Source organism: Micromonospora sp. NPDC007208 (assembly GCF_042869175.1).
Classification (GTDB): domain Bacteria; phylum Actinomycetota; class Actinomycetes; order Mycobacteriales; family Micromonosporaceae; genus Micromonospora; species Micromonospora foliorum.
In genome coordinates this window covers 135,356-159,307 of sequence record NZ_JBIAFG010000013.1, presented here as the reverse complement: position 1 = coordinate 159,307, position 23,952 = coordinate 135,356, and the positions used below count along the sequence as shown (strand labels likewise).

At 71.5% G+C, this 23,952-nt stretch carries 19 protein-coding genes; 4 read left to right on the top strand and 15 right to left on the bottom strand.

Annotated features, from left to right (window positions below; all coding sequences use genetic code 11):
* Nucleotides 1-88: 88 nt before the first annotated feature.
* The 6 genes from ACFYL6_RS23980 to ACFYL6_RS23955 form a co-directional block, all read right to left on the bottom strand.
* A complete protein-coding gene (locus ACFYL6_RS23980) occupies nt 89-1,192 on the bottom strand; it encodes a branched-chain amino acid ABC transporter permease (protein ID WP_387174367.1) in 1,104 nt (367 codons plus the stop codon).
* Nucleotides 1,189-2,079 carry a branched-chain amino acid ABC transporter permease gene (locus ACFYL6_RS23975; RefSeq protein ID WP_203150154.1) on the bottom strand — a complete coding sequence of 297 codons (891 nt, stop codon included), beginning with the start codon at nt 2,077-2,079 and terminating at the stop codon, nt 1,189-1,191. Before ACFYL6_RS23975 ends, ACFYL6_RS23980 begins: the two co-directional genes overlap by 4 nt.
* Nucleotides 2,079-2,804 (bottom strand): ABC transporter ATP-binding protein, encoded by a 726-nt coding sequence (locus tag ACFYL6_RS23970; RefSeq protein WP_387174365.1) that lies wholly within the window; start codon nt 2,802-2,804, stop codon nt 2,079-2,081. The genes ACFYL6_RS23975 and ACFYL6_RS23970 overlap by 1 nt, the downstream gene beginning before the upstream one ends.
* Nucleotides 2,804-3,547 carry an ABC transporter ATP-binding protein gene (locus ACFYL6_RS23965; RefSeq protein ID WP_238659585.1) on the bottom strand — a complete coding sequence of 248 codons (744 nt, stop codon included), beginning with the start codon at nt 3,545-3,547 and terminating at the stop codon, nt 2,804-2,806. Before ACFYL6_RS23965 ends, ACFYL6_RS23970 begins: the two co-directional genes overlap by 1 nt.
* A gap of 2 nt (nt 3,548-3,549) precedes the next feature.
* Complete coding sequence (locus ACFYL6_RS23960) at nt 3,550-4,749, bottom strand: substrate-binding domain-containing protein (protein ID WP_387174363.1); 1,200 nt, start codon at nt 4,747-4,749, stop codon at nt 3,550-3,552.
* A 446-nt stretch (nt 4,750-5,195) separates the two neighbouring features.
* Nucleotides 5,196-6,308 (bottom strand): glycerophosphodiester phosphodiesterase, encoded by a 1,113-nt coding sequence (locus tag ACFYL6_RS23955; protein ID WP_387174360.1) that lies wholly within the window; start codon nt 6,306-6,308, stop codon nt 5,196-5,198.
* 140 nt (nt 6,309-6,448) lie between these two features.
* Between ACFYL6_RS23955 and ACFYL6_RS23950 the strand changes: the two genes are divergently transcribed.
* Together ACFYL6_RS23950 and ACFYL6_RS23945 are read left to right on the top strand one after the other, a co-directional pair.
* A complete protein-coding gene (locus ACFYL6_RS23950) occupies nt 6,449-7,783 on the top strand; it encodes a TrkH family potassium uptake protein (protein WP_387174358.1) in 1,335 nt (444 codons plus the stop codon).
* Nucleotides 7,784-7,851: 68 nt separating this feature from the next.
* On the top strand, nt 7,852-8,520 hold the full coding sequence (locus tag ACFYL6_RS23945) for a potassium channel family protein (RefSeq protein ID WP_387174355.1): 669 nt from the start codon (nt 7,852-7,854) through the stop codon (nt 8,518-8,520).
* A 67-nt stretch (nt 8,521-8,587) separates the two neighbouring features.
* Here the strand turns inward: ACFYL6_RS23945 and ACFYL6_RS23940 are convergent, their stop codons facing one another.
* From ACFYL6_RS23940 to ACFYL6_RS23910, 7 genes are all read right to left on the bottom strand, one after another.
* Complete coding sequence (locus ACFYL6_RS23940; RefSeq protein ID WP_387174352.1) at nt 8,588-10,255, bottom strand: protein kinase; 1,668 nt, start codon at nt 10,253-10,255, stop codon at nt 8,588-8,590.
* 71 nt (nt 10,256-10,326) lie between these two features.
* On the bottom strand, nt 10,327-11,889 hold the full coding sequence (locus ACFYL6_RS23935) for a fused MFS/spermidine synthase (protein WP_387174350.1): 1,563 nt from the start codon (nt 11,887-11,889) through the stop codon (nt 10,327-10,329).
* A 36-nt stretch (nt 11,890-11,925) separates the two neighbouring features.
* Nucleotides 11,926-12,942, bottom strand: coding sequence for a coiled-coil domain-containing protein (locus ACFYL6_RS23930; protein ID WP_387174348.1), 1,017 nt, complete (start codon nt 12,940-12,942; stop codon nt 11,926-11,928).
* A 182-nt stretch (nt 12,943-13,124) separates the two neighbouring features.
* On the bottom strand, nt 13,125-13,934 hold the full coding sequence (locus ACFYL6_RS23925; RefSeq protein ID WP_387174346.1) for an inositol monophosphatase family protein: 810 nt from the start codon (nt 13,932-13,934) through the stop codon (nt 13,125-13,127).
* Nucleotides 13,927-14,379: a response regulator gene (locus ACFYL6_RS23920; protein ID WP_030491688.1), complete on the bottom strand. Its 453-nt coding sequence runs from the start codon at nt 14,377-14,379 to the stop codon at nt 13,927-13,929. The genes ACFYL6_RS23925 and ACFYL6_RS23920 overlap by 8 nt, the downstream gene beginning before the upstream one ends.
* Nucleotides 14,376-16,109 (bottom strand): ATP-binding protein, encoded by a 1,734-nt coding sequence (locus ACFYL6_RS23915; RefSeq protein ID WP_387174344.1) that lies wholly within the window; start codon nt 16,107-16,109, stop codon nt 14,376-14,378. Before ACFYL6_RS23915 ends, ACFYL6_RS23920 begins: the two co-directional genes overlap by 4 nt.
* Nucleotides 16,106-17,305: a PP2C family protein-serine/threonine phosphatase gene (locus ACFYL6_RS23910; protein WP_387174342.1), complete on the bottom strand. Its 1,200-nt coding sequence runs from the start codon at nt 17,303-17,305 to the stop codon at nt 16,106-16,108. Before ACFYL6_RS23910 ends, ACFYL6_RS23915 begins: the two co-directional genes overlap by 4 nt.
* Nucleotides 17,306-17,595: 290 nt before the next feature.
* Here ACFYL6_RS23910 and ACFYL6_RS23905 point away from each other — a divergent pair, with 290 nt between their 5' ends.
* On the top strand, nt 17,596-20,016 hold the full coding sequence (locus ACFYL6_RS23905; protein WP_387174340.1) for a M28 family peptidase: 2,421 nt from the start codon (nt 17,596-17,598) through the stop codon (nt 20,014-20,016).
* 63 nt (nt 20,017-20,079) lie between these two features.
* Here ACFYL6_RS23905 and ACFYL6_RS23900 read toward each other — a convergent pair whose 3' ends face one another.
* Entirely contained in the window at nt 20,080-20,568 is a 489-nt protein-coding gene (locus ACFYL6_RS23900; protein WP_387174338.1) for a hypothetical protein, read from the bottom strand.
* Between the two features lie 281 nt (nt 20,569-20,849).
* On the opposite strand from ACFYL6_RS23900, the gene ACFYL6_RS23895 reads away from it, so the two are divergent.
* Nucleotides 20,850-23,000 carry a tetratricopeptide repeat protein gene (locus ACFYL6_RS23895; RefSeq protein ID WP_387174336.1) on the top strand — a complete coding sequence of 717 codons (2,151 nt, stop codon included), beginning with the start codon at nt 20,850-20,852 and terminating at the stop codon, nt 22,998-23,000.
* Between the two features lie 4 nt (nt 23,001-23,004).
* Here the strand turns inward: ACFYL6_RS23895 and ACFYL6_RS23890 are convergent, their stop codons facing one another.
* Nucleotides 23,005-23,946 (bottom strand): threonine/serine dehydratase, encoded by a 942-nt coding sequence (locus tag ACFYL6_RS23890; RefSeq protein ID WP_387174334.1) that lies wholly within the window; start codon nt 23,944-23,946, stop codon nt 23,005-23,007.
* Nucleotides 23,947-23,952: the final 6 nt, after the last annotated feature.

Below are 23,952 nucleotides of genomic sequence, written 5' to 3'. Positions count from 1 at the left end.
ACCAGCGCCGTCCGTCAAGCCTTTGTTGATCAAGAGGTTTGCGTCATCATTCGGCCGGATTCTGACGCAAACCCCTTGATCAACGGGGTTATCGGCGGGGGCGGAGGGCGCGGGTTAGGTGGGAGAGGCGGGGGGCCAGGCTGGTCAGGCCTCCGGGGAAGAAGTAGACGGCCAGGATGAAGACCGTGCCCAGCACGAACAGCGGCTGGCTCAGCGGGCGGCTGAGGACGGCCGGCAGGTTGTCCACGGCGTCGCTCGTGCCGAAGGCGGTGAGCCGGTGGTCCAGGTACATGTAGAGGACGCCGCCGAGCACCGGACCCCACCGGGTGCCCGGCCCGCCGAGCACCACCATGACCAGCAGCGACAGGGTCAGCTCGGAGGACGTGATGTGCGGCGACGCGCCGCCGACGATCAGGACGTAGACCACCCCGCCCGCCGACGCCAAGCCGCCGGCCAGGGTGAACGCCACCAGCTTGTAGCGGTACGGGTCCAACCCGAGCACGCCGATCCGCCGCTCGTCGTCGCGCAGCCCGGCGAGCACCCGACCGGTCGGTGACCCGCTCACCCGGTGCACCACGAAGACCACCAGGGTCAGGTACGCCAGCGCCAACCAGTACAGGTTGACCGTGTTGGTCACCCCCACCAGCCCGGCGGGCAGCCCCGACACGTCCAGTGGCAGGCCCTCCTCGCCGCCGGTCAGCCCGCCGAAGTCCCGGGCCACCAGGATCGCGCCCACCTGGGCGAAGGCCAACGTGACCATGGCGAACGCGATGCCCACCGTCCGCAGCGCCACCGCGCCGAGCAGCGCCGCGAGGATGGTGCCGCCGGTGATGGTCAGCAGCGCCGCCTGCCACAGCGGCAGACCGGCCCGGGTGACCAGGATGTCGGTGCCGTAGACGCCGGCGGCGAAGTACAGCGCGTGCCCGAAGGAGAGCATCCCGGTCCGGCCGAAGAGCAGGTCGTACCCGGCCGCCAACCCGCCGAAGATCAGGCAGATGGCGAGCAGTTGCAGGGTGCCGGGTGAGTTGACGGGCCCCTCGAAGATCCCCGGCAGGGAGATCGTCGAGTACGGCAGGATCGCCAGCACGACAAGCGCGACCAGCGGCAGGAACGGGCGGACCCGGTGCCATCGCCCCCGCTGCGGACTCAGTTCGTCGGGTACCTGCGCGCGAGGCGCGTCGATCACCGTCATGCCGTTGCCACCTTTCCGGCGATGCCCTGCGGGCGCAGCAGCAGCACCACGGCCAGCAGTCCGACCACGCAGATGTCGCCCAGCCCGGACGTGCCGTAGTAGTTGACGAACTGCTGCACCAACCCGACCACGACCGCCGCGTACGCGGAGCCGACCACCGAGCCCATCCCGCCGATCACCACCACGATGAACGCGAAGATCAGCAGTGAGCCGCCCTGCCCGGGCGAGACGGTGCCGAAGTAGACCCCGCCGAGCGCGCCGGCGAGCGCGGCGGCCGCCCCACCGATCGCGAAGACCAGGGTGAACGCCTTGCGAACGTCGATGCCCAGCGCGGTCACCATCTCCCGGTTCTCCACCCCGGCCCGGATCACCAGGCCGTACCGGGTCCAGCGCAGGAACGCCAGGATCGCGCCGAGCACCAGCACCGCCGCGATGATCAGCAGCAGGCCGCCGTTGGGCACCTGCGCGCCGAGGATCCCGGTCACCTGCCGGGTCCAGTCCGGACGCGGGAACGGCCGCGCGTCCGCACCCCAGGTGGCCTGGAGCAACGCCACCCCGGCCAGGGACAGCCCGACGGTGACAAGCACCTGCTCGATGGTGCGGGAGTACAGCGGGCGGATCAGCACCAGCTCGACCAGGATCGCCACGAGCGTGCCGGCGGCCACCCCGAAGGCGACCGCGAGCACGAAACCGAACCCGTCCGGCCCGGCGCCCGGCAGGTTGCCCGCCGCCCACCAGGTGCCGTACGCGCCCACACCGAGGAACAGCCCGTGCGCGAAGTTGAGCACGTCGGCCAGGCCGAACACGAGGGACAGACCGGAGGCGACCAGGAAGTACAGCGCCGCCAGGCCGAGCCCGGTCAGCGCCAACAGGATCACGGTGCCCATCAGTGCTTCACCTCCGCCGAGCCCACACCCAGCAGCGACTTCGTCAACGCGGTCTCCAACAGCAACTCGTGGGCGTCGCCGGTCCACGCCACCTTGCCGGCGGCCAGCACGACCGCGTCACGGGCCAGCCGGCGTACGACGGCCAGGTTCTGCTCGACGAGCAGCACCGGCACCGACTCCGCGACCCGTTCCAACACCTCGGCCACCTCGGTGACCACCTTCGGCGCCAACCCCTTGGTCGGCTCGTCGACGAGCAGCAGCCGGTTGTCGTTGAGCAGCACCCGACCGATGGCCAGCATCTGCTGCTGCCCACCGGAGAGCGAACCGGCCCGTTGCCGTCCGCGCCGGTCCAGCTCCGGAAAGAGCGCGAAGACCTTGTCGTACGCCGGGCTGGTGCCGCGCCGCTCGGCGAGCCGCAGGTTCTCGGCGACGGTGAGCCCGGCGAACACGCAGCGGTCCTCGGGTACGTAGCCGAGCCCGCCACGGACCAGCCGGTGCGTCGGCCGGGCCAGCAGACTCTGAGCGCCCATCCGGATGGTGCCGCGGACCTCCCCGGCGGGCGGGGTGAGGCCGACGATCGCGCGCAGCGTGGTGGTCTTGCCGACGCCGTTGCGACCGAGCAGGACGGTCACGCCGGTCGGGGCGACCGTGAAGGTCACCCCCTGGAGGATGTGCAACCCGGAGATCCGGACCGACAGCTCCTCCACAGTGAGGATCGGTTCCATTAGAGCGACTCCCCCAGGTAGGCCTCTTGCACCGTGGGGTTGGCCATCACCGTCTCCGGGGTGTCGCAGGCCAGCAGCGCGCCGTGGTGCATGACGGCGATGCGGTCGGCCAGTTCGAGGATGACGTCCATGTGGTGTTCGACCATCAGCACCGCCCGGCCGCTGTCGCCGGTCAACGACTTGATGACGGCGACCAGCTCCGGTACGTCCTCCGCGCTGACCCCGGCCATCGGCTCGTCCAGCAGCATCACCCGCGGTTCACCGGCGAGCAGCAGGGCGATCTCCAGCTTGCGCTTCTCGCCGTGGGCCAGGGTGCCGGCGAGGGCCGTACCCCGGTGGGCGAGGCCGACCCGGTCGAGCGCCGCGTCGGCGGCGGCGGCGACCTCCCGGTCGGCCGCCGCCCGCCGCCACAGTGCCATCGAGCCCCCGCGGTGCGCCTGCACGGCGAGCCGGACGTTCTCCCGCACGCTCAGCGAGCCGAAGACCGAGGACGCCTGGAAGGTACGGCCCAGACCGAGGCGGGCCCGCCGGTGCGGCGGAAGCTCCCCGATGTCCTGCCCGTCCAGGGTGATCCGACCCTCCGTGGCCCGGCGCAGGCCGGTGATCAGGTTGAACAGTGAGGTCTTACCGGCGCCGTTCGGCCCGATGACGCCCAGGAACTCCCCGGGCGCCAGATCGAGGTAGACGCTGTCGACGATGGCGACCTCACCGATCCGCCAGGTCAGACCACGGGTGGCGAGCATGGTCAGCCCTTCATGGCCACGGCCGGCGGCGCGGTCTCGTCACCGGTGAGGCTCTTCTGCGCGGTCGCGGTGAACGCGGTGCCGCTGCCGGTCAGCTTGGCCTGGAACATCGGCTGGAGCAGCGCGTGGTCGGCGGCCCGGATGGTCATCTTGCCCTTGACCCCGTCGAAGCTCCAGCCCTCCAGCGCGGTGACCATCTTGTCGACGTCGTCCCCGCCCTCCTGCGCGGCACGGACCACCATCTGCGCGGCGGCGAAGCCGTCCGGGTGGAACAGGTCGATGGTGTTGACCTTGGCCTTCAGCGCCTTGCTGGCCTCGGTGTCGCTGGCACCGTCGAAGTAGTGCGACAGGAAGGAGATCTTCGCGCCGGCAGCGCCGAAGGTCGGCCACGAGGCGCGGATGTCCAGGCCGGTGACGACAGTGGTGGACGAGAGGACGCCCTGCTGGTCGAGGGTCTGCCACATGGCCGGGGCGGTCGTGCCCGCCCACGCCACGAAGAGCAGGTCCGGCTTGGCGGCCTTGATCTGGCTGGCGAACGGAGTGAACTCGGTGGCGCTGGCCGGGGCCCGGACACTGCTCACGGTCGCGCCAGCGGTGCCGATGACGGCCTTGACGGCCGCCTCGTTGGCGTCGCCGAACGCGCCGTCCTGGGCGAAGACCACTACCTTCTTGCCGGTCGGGTCGCCGATGAACGACTTGGCGGTCACCACATCCTGGTAGGACTGCCGACCGGAGCGGAAGGTGTACTTGTTCGCGCCGGTCACCGCGTCCGTGGCGGCCGGACCGGAGATGAACAGGACCTTGTTCTGCGCCGCGATCGGCGCGACCTGGAGCGCCACACCGGAGGCGGTGGAGCCGGCGATGATCTTCGTGCCCTTGCCGATCAGGTCCTTCGCCGCGGAGACCGCCTTGGCCGGATCGCCCGCGTCGTCGACCTCGGTCAGCTCGATCTTCCGGTCACCGACCTTGCCGGTGCCCTTGGTGGCGAAGTCCAGCCCCGCCTTGAACCCCTCGATGTACTGCTTTCCGTAGCTGGCCAGGGCTCCCGACTGGGAGTACACCAGGCCGACCTTGACCGGCGCGGCGCTGTCGCCGCCGCCGGTGGCGGTGTCCTGCGGGCTGCCACAGGCCGTGGCGGCCAGCGCCGCGGCCATCATCGTGGCGGCGGAGAGGAACGCCCGCCGCGTCGTCCGGACCGTCATTGCGACTCCACATGAGGACTCAGAGGGAGAGAACTTCTTCGTGACGGCTCACGCTAGAAGTGACGTCACCCACGAGCTATGTGGCGGAAACACACAAGTAACAGGATTGAGGTGGCCGGAGGTTACAACGGGCCGCACTACCAGGCGGGAGCCCACGCCCTCGATGGCCCGAACCCCCACGGACCACCCGAGCCGTGTGTCGCCCCGCGCCATTCGCCCGGTTCGGTAAGGGCCACCCACTCAAGATCGTGCTCGATCCTGGATGTAGTCGCGTCGGGCGGCCTGGACACCACTACTTCCTGGATCGAGTGCGATCTTGCGGCGGATCCGCCCCGGCGTGCCGCTGGCCCGTCGTCCGGGTGGCGGACGACGGGCCAGCGTGTGTGCCGGGCGTGGTCGGCCCGGTGATCGGCGCGGAGCGGATCAGCTCCGGGCCGGGGTTTGGGTCAGCGGCCGGCGAGGGCGGCGACGGCGGTGTCCGGGTGGTCGCTGAAGACACCGTCGAGGCCCAGGCCGAGGAAGAGCTCGTACTCGGCGGTGATGTCGCCGCGCGCGTTCGGGTCGGTGCCGATCCGGAAGTCCACCGGGAGGAACTGGTTCTCGGCGCGGAACGTCCAGGAGTGCACGAGCAGGTGCTCCCGGTGCGCGTCACGCACCACGCTGGTCGGGGCGAGCAGGGCGCCGGCGGCGTTCCGGGGGACGATCAGGTTCTTGTTCGCGCCGATGCCGTCGGCGTACCCGGCGATCCACTTCAGCCCGGCCGGCGTGGCCAGGTCCTGGTAGGTGCGGGCGTCACCGACGACGGTGAAGTCGTAGGGGCGGCCGGTCGCGTCGAGCAGTTGGACCAGCTTCACGTCGGTCAGCCGGCTCAGGCGACGCAGGTTCGCCGTCTCGAACGACTGGATGAAGACCGGCGAGTTCTTCCGGTCCAACTTGTTCTGCCGCAGCACCCGGAGCAGCGGCTCCTCCAACGGCAGCTTGATCGAGGCGAAGTAGCTCGGGTGCTTGGTCTCCGGGTAGATGCCGATGGTGCGGCCCCGTGCCCGCCCCTCGGTCCGGGCCAGGTCGATGACTTCCTGGAGGGTGGGCACCTCGAAGCGGCCGTCGAAGGCGGTGTTCGCCACGCGTACCTGCGGCAGCCGCTCCTTGGCCCGCAGCGTCTTCAGCTCGGCGAGGGTGAAGTCCTCGGTGAACCAACCGGTCACCGCGACGCCGTCGATGGTCTTCGTCGTCTTGCGGGCCGCGAACTCCGGGCGGGTCGACACGTCGGTGGTGCCGGAGATCTCGTTCTCGTGCCGGGCCACCAGCACGCCGTCGGAGGTCGAGACCAGGTCCGGCTCGATGTAGTCGGCACCCATCCGGATCGCCAACCGGTACGCCTCCAGCGTGTGCTCCGGCCGGTAACCGCTGGCGCCACGGTGACCGATCACGAGTGGTCGGTCGTTGGCCTGGGAGCGGTTCGCGTTCGCGGCCGGCTCGGCCACGGCCGTGGTTGGCAGGGCCACGGCGGCGGCGAGCAGAGCGCCGGCCACGCCGAGGGTCGAGAGGGTACGTCGCAACGCCGTCTCCTGTCATCGATTGGTCCGGGTAAGCAGACCGCCCGCGATTTGCCAGGAGTTGGTCGATGGCTGGCCGGCAGATGAATCTCCGGAATGCCCGTTCCCACTCCGGAGCCGCGGGCGGACAGGAAGATTGTCTGGTGCGCCGGTTTTTCCGCAATCCCGTGCGGCTGGTGCCGTTCGCGTTCCTGGTGCCGATCCTGCTCGGTACCGGGTTGCTCATGACGCGCTGGGCGACAGTCGAACACCAGCGCCCGCCCCTGGTCACCGCGCTCTTCACCGCCACCTCGGCCGTGTCGGTCACCGGCATGGCCATCACCGACACGCCGAACTACTGGTCCAGCGGGGGACTGTTGGTGATCACCCTGCTCACCCAGCTCGGCGGCCTCGGCATCCTCACCGTCGCGGCGTTGGTCATCCTGGTGGTCTCCAGTCAGCTCGGGCTGCGCAACCGGTTGCTGGTGCAGGCCGAGACGGCGGAGTTCGGCATCGGTGACGTCGGCCGGTTGCTCCGCCGGATCGCGCTGACCGTCTTCGCCTGCGAGGCGGTGATGACCGTGCTGGTCGCCGGTCGGCTCTGGCTGACCTACGACTATCCCTTCGGGCAGGCCCTCTGGTCGGGCGTGTTCCACGCCGTGCAGGCGTTCAACAACGGTGGCTTCGCGCTCTACACCGACGGCCTGCTGGCCTTCAGTCGTGACCCGTGGGTGTCGCTGCCGCTGGCGTTCGGCGCGATCATCGGCGGTCTCGGGTTTCCCGCGTTGTTCGAGGCGGTCCGGGAGTGGCGTCAGCCGGCGCACTGGGCGGTGGCGACGAAGTTGACCATCTGGGGCAGCGTGGTGCTGCTGCTGGTCGGCTTCGCTGGCCTGCTCACCGCCGAGTGGACCAACGCGGGCACGATCGGCCAGTACGACGTACCGGGCAAGATCCTCGCGTCGTTCACCCAGATCGCGCTGAGCCGCACCGGCGGGTTCAGCGTCCTGGACATCACCGCCCTCCAGGAGGAGAGCTACCCCCTGCTGATCGTGTTGATGTTCATCGGCGGCGGCAGTGCCAGCACGGCCGGTGGCATCAAGGTCTCCACGTTCTTCCTGCTGGCGTTCACCATCTGGGCGGAGTTGCGGGGTGAGCCAGACGTGACGGTCGGGCACCGGCGGGTGGCCACCGCGAGCCAGCGGCAGGCGATCACCGTGGCGCTGCTCAGCGTCGCACTGGTGACGGCCGGAACCATGTTGTTGCTGCTGCTCACCGAGGGCGTCCGCTTCGTGGCGGCCCTGTTCGAGATCACCTCGGCGTTCAGCACCACCGGGCTGACCACCGGTCTTGCCGCCGAACTGCCGGCCGGCGGCCAACTGGCGCTGACGGTGCTGATGTTCATCGGCCGGGTCGGGACGCTCACCCTGGGGTCGGCGATTGCCCTGAACACTCGACGCCGGCTCTACCGCTATCCCCAGGAGCAACCCATTGTCGGCTAGGGCGTGTTTCCGACGTGTCGGCCGGCCCGCAGGTCGGGAACGAGCCCTTGGAAGCAGGGAGGGCCGAGGTGTCGGCTAGACGGGCGGACAGCGGCGGCGTCGTGGTGATTGGGCTGGGTCGATTCGGTTGTCACCTGGCGGGGTCGCTTACCCGGATGAACCGCGAGGTGTTGGCCATCGACCGCAGCCCGGCGAAGGTGCAGCGCTGGTCGGCGCAGCTCGACCGGGTGGTCCAGGCCGACGCGACCGAGGAGGGGGCGCTGCGGCAGCTGGGCATCACCAGTTTCGGGCGGGCGGTGGTGGCCATCGGGGCCTCGGTGGAGGCGAGTGTGCTCACCGTGTTGGCGCTGGTCGAGCTGGGTGTGCCCCAGATCTGGGCGCGGGCCACCTCGCAGAAGCACGCCAAGATCCTGGCGTCGGTGGGCGCGCACCACGTGATCTTCCCGGAGGCGGAGACCGGGGACCGGGTCGCGCACCTGATCGTGAGTCGGTTGCTCGACTTCATCGAGTTCGACGAAGACTTCGCCATCGCCACCGTGCGGGTGCCGGAGTCCCTGGTCGGGCGCACCCTGCTCGACCTGCGACCGGAGGAGCGCTACGGGGTCCGCGTGGTCGGTGCCAAGCTGCCGGGCGAACGCTTCCAGTACGCGTCCGACGACATCGCACTTCCCCGGGGCGGGGTGGTCATCGTCGAGGGCCGGATCGACCAGGTGCAGCGATTCGCGGGTCTGCAATGACCTAATGCGCGCGTCGGCGACACGGTGTGGCCTGCTTACTTCTTCCGGTGACCACCCGGCCCCTTGGTCACCTTTCCGCTTTTCCCGAACCACCACCCGCGGCCTTGGGCTTCTCGGGGCCCTTCGGCGCCTTCGGCGGCTTGGCCTTCGTGGCACCGCCGCCCGAACCGGAGCCGCTCCGCACCGTCGGGGCCTTCGGCGTGGCGGGCTTGGGCGGGGCCTTCGTCGTGGCGGCCTTGCTCGGCGGGGCCGTGGACGGTGCGCTGCCGGCGACCCCGGACACCCGGACCCCACAGGTCGCCTCGCCGAGCCGGAACTCGACAGGCAACGGGTTCGCCCCGCTGTACCGCCCCGTGAGGGTCACCTTCTCGGCCGCACCGGGGGCCAGCGTGGTGCGCTGGGCCGTCGGCCGGACCAGCACCGTGCTCCCCTGCTGGTGCACCGGCGCGGGCTCCGCCTTCGTCACCTTCTGCTCTCCGGGGAAGCTGAAGCTCATCGTCCAGTCCCGCAGCTCACGGCCCCCGGTGTTGGTCAGGGTCAGCTCGGCGGCGAACTCGCTGCCGGAGTCGGTGCGCAGCGCGTACGCCACCTCGCAGGGTGCGGCCGCCGGCAGACCCATCCGCGCCTCGGTCGTCGGCCGGTCCCCGCCGCTGGCCGGGCTGCGCGAGGTGAACCCCCACATCGCCCCGGTGACCGCGATCAGACCGACGGCGGCCACTCCGGCCTCCACCCGTCGACGCCGGGTCACCCGCTGCTGCGTCCGACGGTCCCGGTTGCGGGTCCGCGACAACGGCAACGCGTCGGTCGCCGCCGACCAGGGCAGGATCGTGGTACCCACACTGCCGAGCAGGGCCTCGTCCAGCGGCCCGGCGGCCGGAGAGACCGGCACCGCGGCCAGCATGCCGGCCGCGTCGGCGAGCGTCCGGGTCAGCTCGGCGGTGGCCGGCCGGTCGGCGGGCCGCTTGGCCAGGCAGCGTGCGACCAGTTCGGCCACCCCGTCGGGCAGCCCCGGGACGCTGGGCATCGGCTCCGGGTCGTTGTACATGTGGGCGCGCAGCATCTGGGTCGTCGTGCTGGCCTGCCACGGCAGTCGGCCGGTGAGCATCCGGTAGAGCAACAGCCCCACGGCGTACACGTCGGTGGCCGGGGAGACCTGGCCGTTGTCCAGCCGTTCCGGAGCAAGGTACGCGGGAGTGCCCAACAGTGCGCCGTCCGGCCCCTTCTCGCTCTCCCCCACGAGCGCGGAGATGCCGAAGTCGACCACCTTGACCCCGGTCGAGGTGAGCATGACGTTGCCCGGGGTGACATCGCGGTGCACCACACCTCGGGCGTGCGCGGTGGCCAGCGCCGAGCTGACCTCCGCGCCGATGGTCACCGCGTCCCGCCACGGCAGCCGGCTCTCCCGGCCCAACCGGTGGGCCAGCGAAGCGCCGTCGACCAGCTCCATCACCACGTACGGCACGGTGAGGCCAACCTGCTCGGACTCGCCGTAGTCGTACACGTTGGTGATGTTGGGGTGGCAGAGCCGCGCGGCGGCCTGCGCCTCGATCCGGATGCGGTGGCGGAAGGCCCGGTCGCTGGCGAGCCGGGAGGCCAGCACCTTCACCGCGACCTGGCGGCCGAGCACCTCGTCGTAGCCACGCCAGACCACCGACATTCCGCCAGCGCCGAGTTGCTCGATCAGCCGGTACCGCTCATCGAGCAACTGCGCGCCGTTTCGATCCCCACCACCCATGGTGAGCGATGTTGCCCAGGAACTGCCCGCCTACACCTGGGGTATCGGAATCGGTCAGGATTGTCACCCGATCAGGCAGTGGCCAGCAGTTGGTCCACCGGGGCGTAGTCGTCGGTCAACACCATCGCCCCGCCGACGAAGTCCGTCAGCGCCGCGCCGGCGATCAGGCTGACCTTCGGGTCCACCTCGGCCAGCCGGGCGCGTACGGCCTCCAGCGGCAGCGGCGCGTCGGAGCCGACGATGAGGAAGTTGGAGCCCTGCTCCTCGGCGAGCGCCTCCGGGGGCGCGATCAACGCGACGTGCCGGAACTCGGCGGCCACCGTGGCCAGCTCGGCGCGGATGAACCGCAACGGCGGGTAGTCGATGACGTTCTGCACGTACACCCCGCCGGGGCGGGTCACCCGCCGGACGTCGGCGGCCATCTCCCGGGTGGCCAGGTGCCACGGCACCACCAGGTGCCCGAACGCATCGCCGACCACCAGGTCACGGCTGTCGGCCGGCTCGCCGGCCACAAGCATCCGGGCGTCACCCACCACCGCCCGCAGCTCCGGCCCCGGCCGTACGCCCAGCTCCTGCTCGCCCAGCTCGACCAGCCCACCGTCGATCTCGAACACCAGATTGTCGGTGCCCGGTCGGGTGGCGGTCAGGTAGCGCGGCACGGTGAACCCGCCGCCGCCCAGGTGCAGCGCGTCCAGGCGCTGACCGGCCGGCGCGGCGACGTCGGCGACCGCGCCGATCCACTTCGTGTACGCGTACTCCAGGTGCTTGGGGTCGGCGAGGTCCACGTACGAGTGCTGGGCGGAGTTGAGCAGCAGCGTACGGCCGCTGGGCCGGGAGGGGTCCGAGGTGACCCGGGCGCAGTGGTACGCCGTCTCGATGTCGCACGGGTTGGGTGCCACGGTGGTCAGCCCCGCCCCGACCAGGCCGAGCACGGCCAGCGCGGCTCGGGCCCGGGCCGGACCGGGCAGCTCGGTGGGCTCCTGCCGGCGCAGGTACCAGCCGAGACCGATACCGACCAGCCCGAGCGCGAGCGCCAGGGCCAGCAGGATGACGGTGCTGCGCAGGGCGGCGACCAGCACGAACCCGGTGAGCAGGGTTGCGGTGATGCCGCCCAGGGTGCCGATCCCGGAGAGCCGACCGACCACCTGTCCGGTGCGGCGCAGGTCGGCGAGCTGAAGTTTCACGACCAACGGGGTGACCGCGGCCAACAGCGCGGCCGGCACGAACACCGCCAGCGCCACCAGCAGCAGGATGCCGCTGGCCGCACCACCGCGCAGCACCTCACCGGCGTAGCGGACGACGGGCAGGGTGACAGCGGTGGCGATGCCGGCCAGCAGCAGCGCGGGCGCCAGCAGGCCCCGCGGGTTGCGCCGGTCGGCCAGCCAGCCGCCGGACCACGCCCCGTACGCGATCGCGGCCAGCGCGATGCCGATCACCGAACTGGTCACCTGGAGGGTCACCCCGACGTACGGGCCGACCAGGCGCAGCGCGACGGTCTCCAGCACCAGCACGGCACCGCTGGAGAAGAAGACCAGGAAGGCGGCCAGGCCGTTGGGCAGCGCCCGGCCGGTGACCGGCACGGGCGGGGCCGGGGAAGCCAGCGGGGCCGCTACGTCGGACGGTGGGGAACTCATCGTCGCGATGGTACGCAGCGAAGCTGGTGCTTCGGGTCAGTACATCGAGAGATGAACATGGTTCGTGTGGGACGCCGCCGGACTGCCGCTTCCACTGTACGAGCGCCAACCGGTGCCGGGATGCCAGATCTGCCGATACCAGATCACGTAGAGCACGCCCAGCCGGTCGGCGTTGCGCACGTGCCAGGCGGCCAGGCTGTCCCCGTACGCCTTGTCGCCGCCGGTCGCGTTCTTGTCCTCGAAGCCGTTCGTGGCGGCGGAGAAGTCGCAGGCCCGTCCCTTCGGGTGCTCGCCACCGCCGCCGCTGCGCTTACAGGAGACGTGCCGCTTGTAGCCGGCCGCCTGGGTCTGCTTGAGCGCGTTGAGGGTGCGGGGAGTGATGCACCCGGAGGTGGTCGGGTCCTTCACCGAGCAGGATTCCGACGGCCAGGACCCGTCGGAGTTACGTGGGGCCGGCTTCGCCGAGGCGGAGTTGCCACCGCTGAAACCGTTGCTGCTGCCGGAGCTGACCTCGGCGAGCGCCTCCTCGGCCTCTTTCTTCTTCTTCGCCATCACGGCGAGTTGCTTCTGCTGTTCGCGGACCTCGGCGTCGATGGCGACCTTGGCCTGCTGCGCCTGCTGCCGGGCTGCGGTGAGATCACGCAGCCGCTTGCTGTCCCGCTGGGCCATCAGGTCCAGGTCGCCCGCGCGTTGCAGGAACGCCTCCGGCGTGGCGGTGTTGAGCAGCATCGACACCGCGCTCAGCCGACCAACGCGGTACGACTGGGCGGCCACCTCGCCCACCTGGCTGCTCAGCCCGACCAGCCGACCCTCCAGTGACGTCAGCTCACCGGTCAGCGCCGTCTGCCGACGCTTGGAGTTGTCCAGTTTCGCCTTGGCCTCGATGTGGCCCTTGGCGGTCAGCTCCAGCGCGTCCTGCAGCTTCTTGCTGCCCCCCTCGCCGGGCTCCGCGTACGCGGGCACGGCGGCACCGCCGAGCACCAGCGCGGCGGCGGCGAGCAGGGCGAGCAGAGCGCGGCGACCGAGCCGCGGGCTGAGCCTGGTCCTGGGCACGAAAGCGTCCTTCCGTCGACCGCCGGCCCCCCATTGAACACTGCACGGCGGCGCCGGTCGGCGGCCTGCTGGCGGGAGACCGCCGGTCACGATACCGGACTGTGGGCCGGTGACCAGCCCCCCGACCCCCGGGCCGTCTCGATGTCGACGGAGCGTCCCAACGCGGTTGCGCAGCGCGCGGATCAGGTGCTGAGCAGTGCGTCGTGCACCTCGGCCCAGACCTGCTCGTTGGCCGCGACGAGCAGACCGCGGCCGTCGTCGGCGGGGTGGTAGTCGACGCCGTCGAACCGGCGGGCGACGCCCCCGGCGGCACGGACCAGCAGGGTGCCCGGGGCGTGGTCCCACGGCAGGGTGCGCCAGAACAGGGCGAACTGCTGCTCGCCGGTGAGGATGTCCAGGTACTCCCGGCCGGCGCAGTGCTGGCCGGGCAGCAGCTCACCGAGCCGCCGACCGCCCGCGCGGACCCGGTCGCGGGTTTCCGGCGGCAGGAACCGGGTCATCGCCGCGCCGCGCAACTCGCCGAGCGGCGGCACCAGGCCGGGCCCGTCCACCGGCCGACCGTTGAGCAGGGTGCCCTCGTCCACCGAGCCGGCGGCGAGGGTGTCGGCGAGCGGGTCGAGGATCCAGCCGGCGGTCGGCCGCCCCTCGCGCAGCAGCGCCACCATCAGGGCGAACGGCCGGCGACCCGCGGCGAAGTTGGCGGTGCCGTCGACCGGGTCGACCAGCCAGACGTCCCCGCCGTCGCGTAGGTGCCGCAGCAACCCTGGGTCGTCGGCGACACCCTCCTCGCCGACCACCATCGAGCCCGGCCGCAGCCGGCGCAAACCCGCCGAGAGCAGCTCCTCGGCCCGGCGGTCGGCGACGGTGACCACCTCGCCGGGCGCCTTCTCCGACACGTCATCGTCGTCGAGCTTGCGGAACAGTGGCAGCACGACCTGCTCGGCGGCCTCCCAGAGCAGGTCGCCAACGTCGTCCAGCAGGGTGTCAGCCACGTGGCGGCAGCTTGACCACGCTGACGAAGAACTCGTCGATCTGGCGGACCACCGAGATGAAGCGCTCGAAGTCCACCGGCTTGGTCACGTAGGCGTTGGCGTGCAGCTGGTAGCTGCGCAGAATGTCCTCGTCGGCCTGCGAGGTGGTGAGCACCACCACCGGGATCCGGCGCAGGTCCTGGTCCTTCTTGATCTCTTCCAGCACCTCCCGGCCGTCACGCCGGGGCAGGTTGAGGTCGAGCAGGATCAGGTCGGGCGCCACCGCGTCGGCGTACTGACCCTCCCGTCGCAGGTAGGCGAGCGCCTCGGCCCCGTCGGAGACGACGGTCAGCCGGTTGCGCAGCTTGTGTTCCTCGAACGCCTCCTGGGTCATCAGCACGTCACCCGGGTCGTCCTCCACGAGCAGGACCTCGATCGGGCTCTTGCCATCCGCCGGCGCGGTCATCCCACCGTCTCCCTCATGTCACCCGTTCTACCGCTTTCCAGCGTGTCGTCGGCCCGGTCCGGTTGGTCCGGCCCGTCGGCCTGCTCCGTCAGCGCAGCCGGAGCCTCGGTCGAGGGCGTCGTGTCGCCTGCGGTCAGGGCGTTCGGCTCCGCCGCGGAATCGGCAGCGGCAGCTGCCTCCACGTCCTCCGGAAGCGCCGGCAGGGTGAACCGGATCGCGGTGCCCTCCGGCACGTCGGTGTCCACCCAGACGCGACCGCCGTGGTACTCGACGATCTTCTTGACGATAGCCAACCCGATGCCGGTGCCCGGGTACGCGTCCTTCGAGTGCAGCCGCTGGAAGATCACGAAGATCTTGTCGGCGAACTCCGGTTCGATCCCGATGCCGTTGTCCTGGCAGGTGATCTCCCACTCGGCGCCCACCAACCGGGCCGAGACGTGCACCTTCGACGGTACGTCCGGACGGCGGAACTTGATCGAGTTGCTGACCAGATTGGCCAGCAGGTTGGTGAGCAGCGGTTCCTCACCCAAGATCACCGGCAGGTCGGCCCAGGTCAGCTCGGCGTCCGCGTACTGCCGGGCGGCCTCGGTCTGGCCGGCCACGTCGCCCATCACCTTGTTGAGGTCGACCTCGACGAAGCCGGTGGTGAGCCGCCCGATCCGGGAGAACGCGAGCAGGTCGTTGATCAGGCGCTGCATCCGTTGCGCGCCGTCCACCGCGAAGGCGATGTACTGGTCGGCGCGCTCGTCGAGCTGGCCGGCGTAACGGCGCTGAAGCAGCTGGCAGAAGCTGGCGACCTTGCGCAGCGGCTCCTGCAGGTCGTGCGAGGCCACGTACGCGAACTGCTCCAGGTCACGGTTGGACCGGGTCAGCTCCTCGGCCTGCTTCTGGAGTTGGTTGTTGACCCACTCGATGCGCTCGCGGGCGGCCCGGACCTCGGCCAGGTCGGCGGCGATCTTCTGCCGCATCGCGTCCACGTCCTCGCCGAGCTGGATGAACTCCGGCGGGCCGACGGTGGCGATGCCGTGCTGGTAGTCGCCCTCGGCGACCTCGCGAACCTGGGTGGCAAGGCCGGTCAGGGGACGGATGACCATCCGGTCCAGCGAGAGCAGCAGCACCGCACCGGCGACGACCACCACCAGCGCGGCGACGATCAGCAGGACGACCAGTACGTTGCTGCTGGTACGCACATCGTGGGCTGTCTGCTCCCGGGCGGCCAGGACCTCCCCCTGGAGGTCGTTCACCGCCGAGCGCACCTCGTCGAACTGTTGCCGGGCCGCTTCGGTGACCAACGCCTGGCCGGCGCGGGTGCCGCTCTGCTCGGTGGTGGTGATCACCGGCTCCGCGACCGACTGCCGCCACCGCGTGACGCGTTCCTCGACGGTCTGCAACTCCTGGCTGATCTGCGGATAGTTGTCGAGCAGCGTCCGCATCGAGGCGGTGACGCTCTTCTCCTGGGCGAGCCCCTCCCGGTAGGGGGTCAGGTCGTCCGGGTCGCCGCTGACCGCGTACCCGCGGATCGCCGTCTCCTGGTCGAGCAGCGCGTTGAGCAGTTCCTGGGACTGCACCCGCAACGGACCGGTCTCGTTCAGCACGGCGTCGATCTGGGTGCGGTTACGGGCGGCCATCGCCGCCTCGGCGGCGGCCAGGCCGATCAGCAGCACACCCACGACGGTGAGCAGGGTGATCACCCGGCGGCGCAGACTCCAGCCGCCGACCACGGGCTTCACCGGCCACCGCCCCGGCTGACCAGCAGCATGGCCACGTCGTCGGCGAGCGGGCCACCGTTGAGCCGCTCGGCCCGCCCGACCAGCCAGGCCGGCAGCTCGGGCAGCGACACCGAACGGTTGGCCGGCTCGTCCAGCAACCCACTGAGGCCCGGCACGTCGAGCCGTTCGTTGCCGGCACCCACCCGCCCCTCGATCAGGCCGTCGGTGTACATCAACAGGGACCAGTCATCGGTGTCGAACTCCAGGTCGTAGGCGATCGGCCGGCGAGGACGTACGCCGAGCAGCAGGCCGCCGGGCGCGGGCACCGGGGCGACCCGGCCGCCGGAGAGCAGCAGCGGTGGCGGGTGCCCGGCCAGACGGACGGTGGCCCGGTTGGCGTCCAGGTGGAGTCTGACGGTGGCCACCGTCGCGAAGATCTCCTGGAGCCGGCGCTCACTCATCAGCACCTGTTCCAGGGCGGGCAGCACCTCGTCGTCCGGCACGCGGGCGAGCACCAGGGCCCGCCAGGCCACCCGCAGCTCGACCCCGAGCGCGGCCTCGTCCACCCCGTGCCCACAGACGTCGCCGACGATCAGGTCGAGGCGGTCCGGATGGGTCTGCACCACGTCGAAGAAGTCGCCGCCGATCAACGCGGCGTGCCGGCCGGGCCGATAGAAGGTGTGCACCGCCACCTGATCGGTTGTCATCAGCGGTTGGGGCAGCAGGCCGCGTTCGAGTCGGGCCGACTCGGCCTGGCGCAGCTCGACCTCGCGCAACCGGCGGGCGTTCTCGTCGGCGCGCTTACGCTCCACGGCGTAGCGCAGCGCCCGGGTCAGCAGCACCCCGTCGACCTGGCCCTTGACCAGGTAGTCCTGGGCACCCTCGGCGACCGCCACAACGCCCAGGTGCTCGTCGGTGCGGCCGGTCAGCACGCAGACCGCGGCGCCGCTGGACATCTCCAGCACCTGGCGCAGCCCGTCCAGCCCCTGCGCGTCGGGCAGGCCCAGGTCGAGCAGGACGCAGTCGACGCCGCCGATCCGCTGCCGCGCCTCTCGGAGGCTGGTGGCGACCAGCAAGTCGATCATCGAGTTCGTCTCGGCGAGCAGCTCACCGACCAGGAAGGCGTCGCCCTCGTCGTCCTCCACCAGCAGCACCCGCAGCCGCTCACCCGGCGGCAGGTTGGCGTGCCGCGCCAGGCCACCGTGCGGGTACGGCACAACTGGGGAACCGGCCAAGCCGGCCCCCCGGTGCGGCCGGGTCACCGCCGCGAGACGCGGGAGTTCGCTGGTGATGTCGGGCTCCTTCCGAGTGCCCTGCTGATCCTGTATTAGACAACGGTCGCACACAACACGATGCCTGCGGCGCGGGCGGGGATGGGCCGCGTCACTGCCCGCCCGAGGACAAACCGGGCGGCTGGTGGACGCCTGGCGTACCGGCCATCCCATCCGCAGCCGCTGACGGGCAGGATGATCCCACCCCAGGCCCCACCACCCCCCGAGGAGCTCACGTGGGCGCACCCACCACCCCGGCCACGACGGGCACGCCGCCCCGTCCGACTCCGGGCGTACCCTCTGCCAACCGCGCACTGACCCGGCCGCGTCGGCGCCTCGTGGCCGCCGCTGCGGCCCTGGTCGCGCTGGCCGCGGTCGGCGCCGGCAGTCTGCTCGACCTGCGCACCCCGGCCCCGAAGCCGGCCGACGCGCCGGCGGGCGCGTTCAGCGCCGGCCGGGCGTACGAGGACGTCCAGGTGATCGCCGCCCGGTCGCACGTCGCCGGCAGCCCGGCGAACGAGCAGGTCCGTGCGCACCTCGAGCAACAGTTGCGGGGGCTGGGCCTGGAGACCGAGGTGCAGGACACCGTGGCACCGGAGGCTGGCCAGCTCAGCGGGGCGGCAGGCGGGGCGACACTGGCCCGGGTCCGCAACGTGGTGGCCCGGCTGCCCGGCACCGACTCGACGGGCCGGGTCTTCCTGGTCGCCCACTACGACTCGGTGCAGACCGGGCCGGGCGGCAACGACGACGCGGCCGGCACGTCGACCATCCTGGAGGTGGCCCGCGCATTGACCACCGGCCCCCGGCCCCGCAACGACATCGTCTTCGTGCTGACCGACGCCGAGGAGGCGTGCCTCTGCGGCGCGTCCGCGTTCGCCGCCAGTCACCCGCTGGCCGCTGACGGTGGGGTGGTGCTCAACCTGGAGGCGCGGGGCTCCACCGGTCCGGTGATCATGTTCGAGACGTCCCGGAACAACGCGAAGCTGGTGGACTTCTTCGGCCGGGCCGCCCCACACCCGGTCGGCACCTCGTTCGCGGTGGAGATCTACCGCGCGCTACCCAACGACACCGACTTCACCGCCTTCCTCGACCAGAAGTTCGTCGGGCTGAACTCGGCGTACATCGACGGCGGGGCGATCTACCACACGCCGTTGGACACTCCGGCCGCCATGGACCGGAGCAGCCTCCAGCAGCACGGGGACAACGCGTTGGGCCTGGCCCGGGAGTTCGGCCGTACCGACCTGACCGACCTGCGCTCCGGGCACGACGCCACCTACTTCCCCGTCCCCGGCGGGCTGGTCCGCTACCCGGGCTGGCTCACCCTGCCGCTGGCCCTGCTCGCGGTGGCCCTGGTTGCCGCCCTGGGCTGGCTGACCCGCCGCAGCGGCCGGGCCAGCACCGGCCGGCTGGCCGCCGCCTTCGCGCTGACCCTGGTGCCGATCGTCGCCGCGCCGGTCGCCGCCCAACTGCTCTGGCTCGCGATCACCACGATCCGACCGGGGTACGCGGAGCTGCTCGACCCGTACCGACCGATCTGGTACCGGCTGGCCGTCGTGGCGCTCGCCACCGCCATCCTGTTCACCTGGTACGCGCTGACCCGCCGCCGGATCGGACCGGCCGCGCTCGCCGTGGGCGGGCTGGCCTGGCTGGCCCTGCTCGGGGTGCTGCTCGCCGTGGCGGTGCCGGGCGGGGCGTACCTCACCACCCTGCCGGCGCTTGCCGGCGCCCTCGGCGGGCTGGCCGCGCTGCGTACCCGGCAGACCGGACCGTGGCCGGTGGTGGCGGTGACGGCCGCCGCGGCCGTCGGTGTGGTCATCCTGCTGCCCACCGTGGTGCTGCTCTTCCCCGCGTTGGGGATGGCCATGGGCGGGGTGGCCGCGCTGGTCGCGGTGCTGCTCGGCCTGGTCGCCCTGCCGGTGGTCGACCTGCTGCACCCGCAGGCCGGCGGCCAGCGTGGCCTGCTCGCGCTGCGGGCCCGGCGGCTCGCGGTGCTACCGGCCGGCGCCGCCGCGGTGGCGGCGGTGGTGCTCGCCGGGGTCGGGCTGGCCGTGGACCGCTTCGACGCCGCCCACCCCGCGCCCACCCACCTGATGTACGCCATGGACGCCGACACCGGCCAGGCCCGCTGGCTCAGCCACGAGAGCGACCCCCAGCCGTGGACGGACGGCTACGTGGACGGGGTGACCGACGTCGGCGACGACTTCCCCGGGCTCGGCGACGGTGAGCTACGGGCCGGCCCGGCGCAGTCGGCGAACCTGCCGGCGCCGAAGCTGGAGGTGGTGGCCGACGCCACCTCCGGTGGCGAACGCACGCTGCGGCTGCGGCTCACCTCGCAGCGGGCGGCCCGGCTCGCCACCCTGCACGTCGACACGTCGACCGCCACCGTGCTGCGCGCCGAGGTGGCGGGGCGGTCGGTACCGGTGGAGCCCCGCGCGGGCACGTGGGGCTTCGGGCTGGTGTTCCACGCCCCGCCGACGGAGGGTGTCGAGGTCACGTTGACGCTGCGGCCGATCGCCGGGCAGGTGGCGCTGCGGGTGATGGACGCCAGCGACGGGTTGGACGCGCTGCCCGGCTTCCGCCCCCGGCCGCCGGCCGTCGGCGTCGTCGGGTCGCACAGCTCGGAGATGCTGGCGGTCGCCCGCACCTATCCCATCTGACCGACCGAAACGGTGGTCCGGCGGAGCGTCTTTTCCGCCGGACCACCGTTTCGTTTCCTCCGGTCAGCCCACCGGCTCGGGTTGGCCGGCACCGATCCGGTGCCAGCGATTGCCGTCGTGATCGGTGAAGGTGAGGTCGACCAGAACGGTGTCGGCCGGGCGGAGCCGGTGCTCCGCCGCGACGGTGACGAAGAGGTCGTGCACGTCGCGGCCGGGTATCCGACGGACCTGTTTCGCCGGGGCCAGCACGACCGGCGGGGCGTCCGGGTCGTCGGGCGGGGCGAGCCGAGCCAGGACCACCACGTCCAGCACCGGGGCGTCACTCTCGTTGGCCACGGCGACCCGCAGCACCGAGGTGCCGCGGATCTCGGCCACCGCCGACACCAAACGCGCCTGGGTGGCCCGGCTTCGTAGATCGTCGTTGCGCCGGGCGCGAATTTCCCGCCGCAATCCGAGATAGACGAAGAGCACGCTGGCGATGGAGCCGACCGCGCCGAACCAGTCCGGCACGGTTCCCCAGTCGATGACGTCCTGGATTGGCGACCAGTTCATAAGTCCATCGTGGATGCACCTGTCGAGTGCCACGCACGGCGGATCGGCCGGAATCAACCGCGAATTGGGAATTCGGGCACCGATTCCGGTCGGTCGGGCGGCCTAAACGGAGAGTGTGCAACCCAGTACGGCGGTGGATACGCTTGCGGTCGACATGGTGCGGGTGGCAATCCCTCCGACTGTCCACCAGATGGACAGGATCTTTCGTCGCCGGCCCATTGCGAATTCGCCACCGAAGGGGGACCGCATTGACTGCGGACGTTCCACCCGAGGATGCCGGCGTGCCTCGGCCTGCCTACGACCGGCCGAGTCGGGTCTCCGTAGATCCACCGCTCGGGCGACTGGACAGCCCCCTGCACGGTCGCGACGACCTGATCGACAAGATCGTGCAGCCGGGGGAAGGCGCCGGGGGCCAACCCTCGGTGCACATCCTGTGTGGCATGGGCGGGTCCGGCAAGAGCCACGTCGCGCTGGAGATCGCCCGTCGGGCCCGGGCTGACGGCCGGACGGTCTGGTGGGTGCAGGCGGGGCGGCTCAACTCCGGGATGCGGGAGGTGGTCAGCCAACTCGGCGCGTCGGAGACCCAGGTCGACCAGGCCTGGACCGGAATGATCAGCGCCACCGACCTGGTATGGCGCTACCTCAACCAGGCCGCGCAGCCCTGGCTGTTGATCTTCGACAGCGCGGACGAGCCCGCCAGCCTGGGCCCCACCGACGGAGTGCTCGCCGACGGCACCGGCTGGCTGCGCAGCCCGGAGGCCGACGACGGCATGGTCATCGTGACCAGCCGGGATGGCAACCGGGCGACCTGGGGCACCTGGTCGATGCTGCACCAGGTGCGCCCGCTCGACGCCGACGCCGGCGCGCAGGTGCTGATCGACCGGGCCGGCGCCCAGGCCGGCGGCCTGGCCGACGCCCGGGAACTCGCCCGGGAGCTGGGCGGGCTGCCCCTCGCCCTGCGCGCCGCCGGCAACTACCTGCGGTCGGTGAACGCCAGCCCGGTCTGGCGCGGCTCGTCCACCATCACCACCTTCGCCGACTACCGGACGGCGGTGCAGCGTCGGTTCCGCTCGCCGCGCGACGCCGCCGACGTCGACCTCGACGAGTCCCTCGGCCTGGAGATCGTCCGCGAGGTCGACGACATCTCACTGGACCTGCTGGCCCGCCGCCAGCTCCAACAGAGCCGACCACTGCTCAACGTGCTGGCCTGCCTGAGCACCTCCCCGGTGCCCTACGAGGTGGTGCTCAAGCCGGCCATCCTGGCCGAGTCGCCGCTCTTCAAGGGGCTCACCGGCCGGCAGCGGGTGAAGGTGCTGGAGGGCATCGGCAACCTGGCCCTGGTCGACTTCGACGTTCAGGAGGAGGTCACCGACCCGGCGTTCGCGCACGTACTCTCGCTGCACCCACTGGTGCACGCGATGTTCCGCGACCGCGACGAGGTCCGTGAGCAGATCGCCGACTACCACGGGCTGGTCATGAAGCTACTGCTCGCCGCCACCGAGGGGCAGAACCCGGACGACTCGGCGGCCTGGACCAACTGGGACGTGCTGGTGCCGCACCTGGTCGAGGCCGTGCGGGGATACCTCGTGCCGCAGAAACACAAGCACGACCCCGAGACGGTACGCCGCGCGCTGGAACTGACCCGACTCACCGCCCGCTACCTCATCGCGGTCGGCCTACCGGGCTCGGCCTTCGACATCCTCGACCCGATCGTGCGCGGTTGCGCCGCGTACGACCACGACCTGGACCGACCGCAGGTGCTGGCGCTGCGCCACGAGCTGGGCCGCACCTGGTTGGAGCGCAACCAGCCGGAGATGGCCGACCGGGTGCTCCGCGAGGTGATCGCGGACCGTACCCGGGTGTTGGGCAGCGACAACGCCGACACCCTCGCCAGCCGCCACAAGCTCACCAAGGCGATCATGGCGCAGCGCCAGTGGCCGGAGGCCGAGGTGGAGCTGCGGCAGATCGTCGCCGCCGAGGACCAGGTACGCGGCCCGGAACACTGGGACACCATGATCGTGCGGCACAGCCTGGCGCTGGCGGTGCTCGCCCAGCAACGGGCGCCCGAGGCCGAGGAGATGCTGCACGCCATCCTGGAGGTCCGCTACCGGCTGTGGCCGCTCAACCAACCGGAGACCTGGCAGGCGCGGCACACGCTGGCCCGGTGCATGCAGGCGCAGGGCCGGCTCGCCGAGGCGGAGGCCGAGCTACGGGCCACCCTGGCCACCGTCGAGCCCCGGCACGCCGACCGCAGCGAGGTGCTCGCCATCCGGTTCACCCTGGGCCTGGTGCTGCTGCTGGACGAGCAGGTCGACGCGGCGATCGAGGTGTACGAGCAGTTGCTGGCCGACCGCCGGCGACTCCTCGGCGACACCCACCTGGACACCCTCCAGGTGGAGCACGCGCTGCGCCGGCTGCGCGACGGCGACTGACTGCTCAGTGCGGCGCGACCGGGCCCAGGTCACTCGGGTCGGTGTTGCCGCCACAGATGATCACGGCCACCCGCTCCCCCGGCTGCGGCACGTACGCGCCGCCGACCAGCGCGGCCAGCGCGGCGGCACCACCTAACTCGGCCGCGACCCGCAGCTCCGACCAGAGCAACCGGCGCGCCCGCACCAGGTCCTCGTCGCGGACCAGCACGGACACCACCTCGGTCCGGCGGGCGGTGTCGAAGGCGATCTCGCCGATCCGCCGGGCACCCAGTGAATCGGTGGCGATGCCACCCACCTCGATGTCGACCGGCCGACCCGCCTTGAGAGCCGAGTGCAGCGTGGGGATCTGCTCGGGCTCGACCGCGACGACGCGTACCGAACCACCGAACCAACTGGCGATACCGGACACCAGCCCGCCGCCACCGACCGCCACCAGCACGGTGTCGATCCCGTCCACCTGCCGCTCCAACTCCCGGCCGACGGTGCCCTGACCGGCCACCACCTCCGGTTGGTCGTACGCGTGCACGACCAGCGCGCCGGTCTCCCCGGCCCGCTGGGTGCTCGCCGCCAACGCCTCGGCGTAGTGCTGGCCCACCTGGCGCACCTGGGCGCCCAACCCGGCCAACCGCTGCACCTTCACCGGCGAGGCGGTGACCGGCACGAAGACCTCCGCCGGCACGCCCAGCGACCGGGCCGCGTACGCGACGGCGAGGCCGTGGTTGCCACCCGACGCGGCGATCACCCCGGCCGAGGGCAACGCCCCCTGGAGCATCCGGTTGAACGCGCCACGCGGCTTGAACGAGCCGGTGTGCTGGTGCAACTCCAGCTTGAGGCTGAGCTGCCCGGGCACACCCAGATCGGCGCCGTCGATGGCGATGACCGGGGTTTCCCGGACCCGTCCCTCGACTAGGGCCGCGGCCGCCTCGACGTCGCTTCTGTCCACCATGGGGAA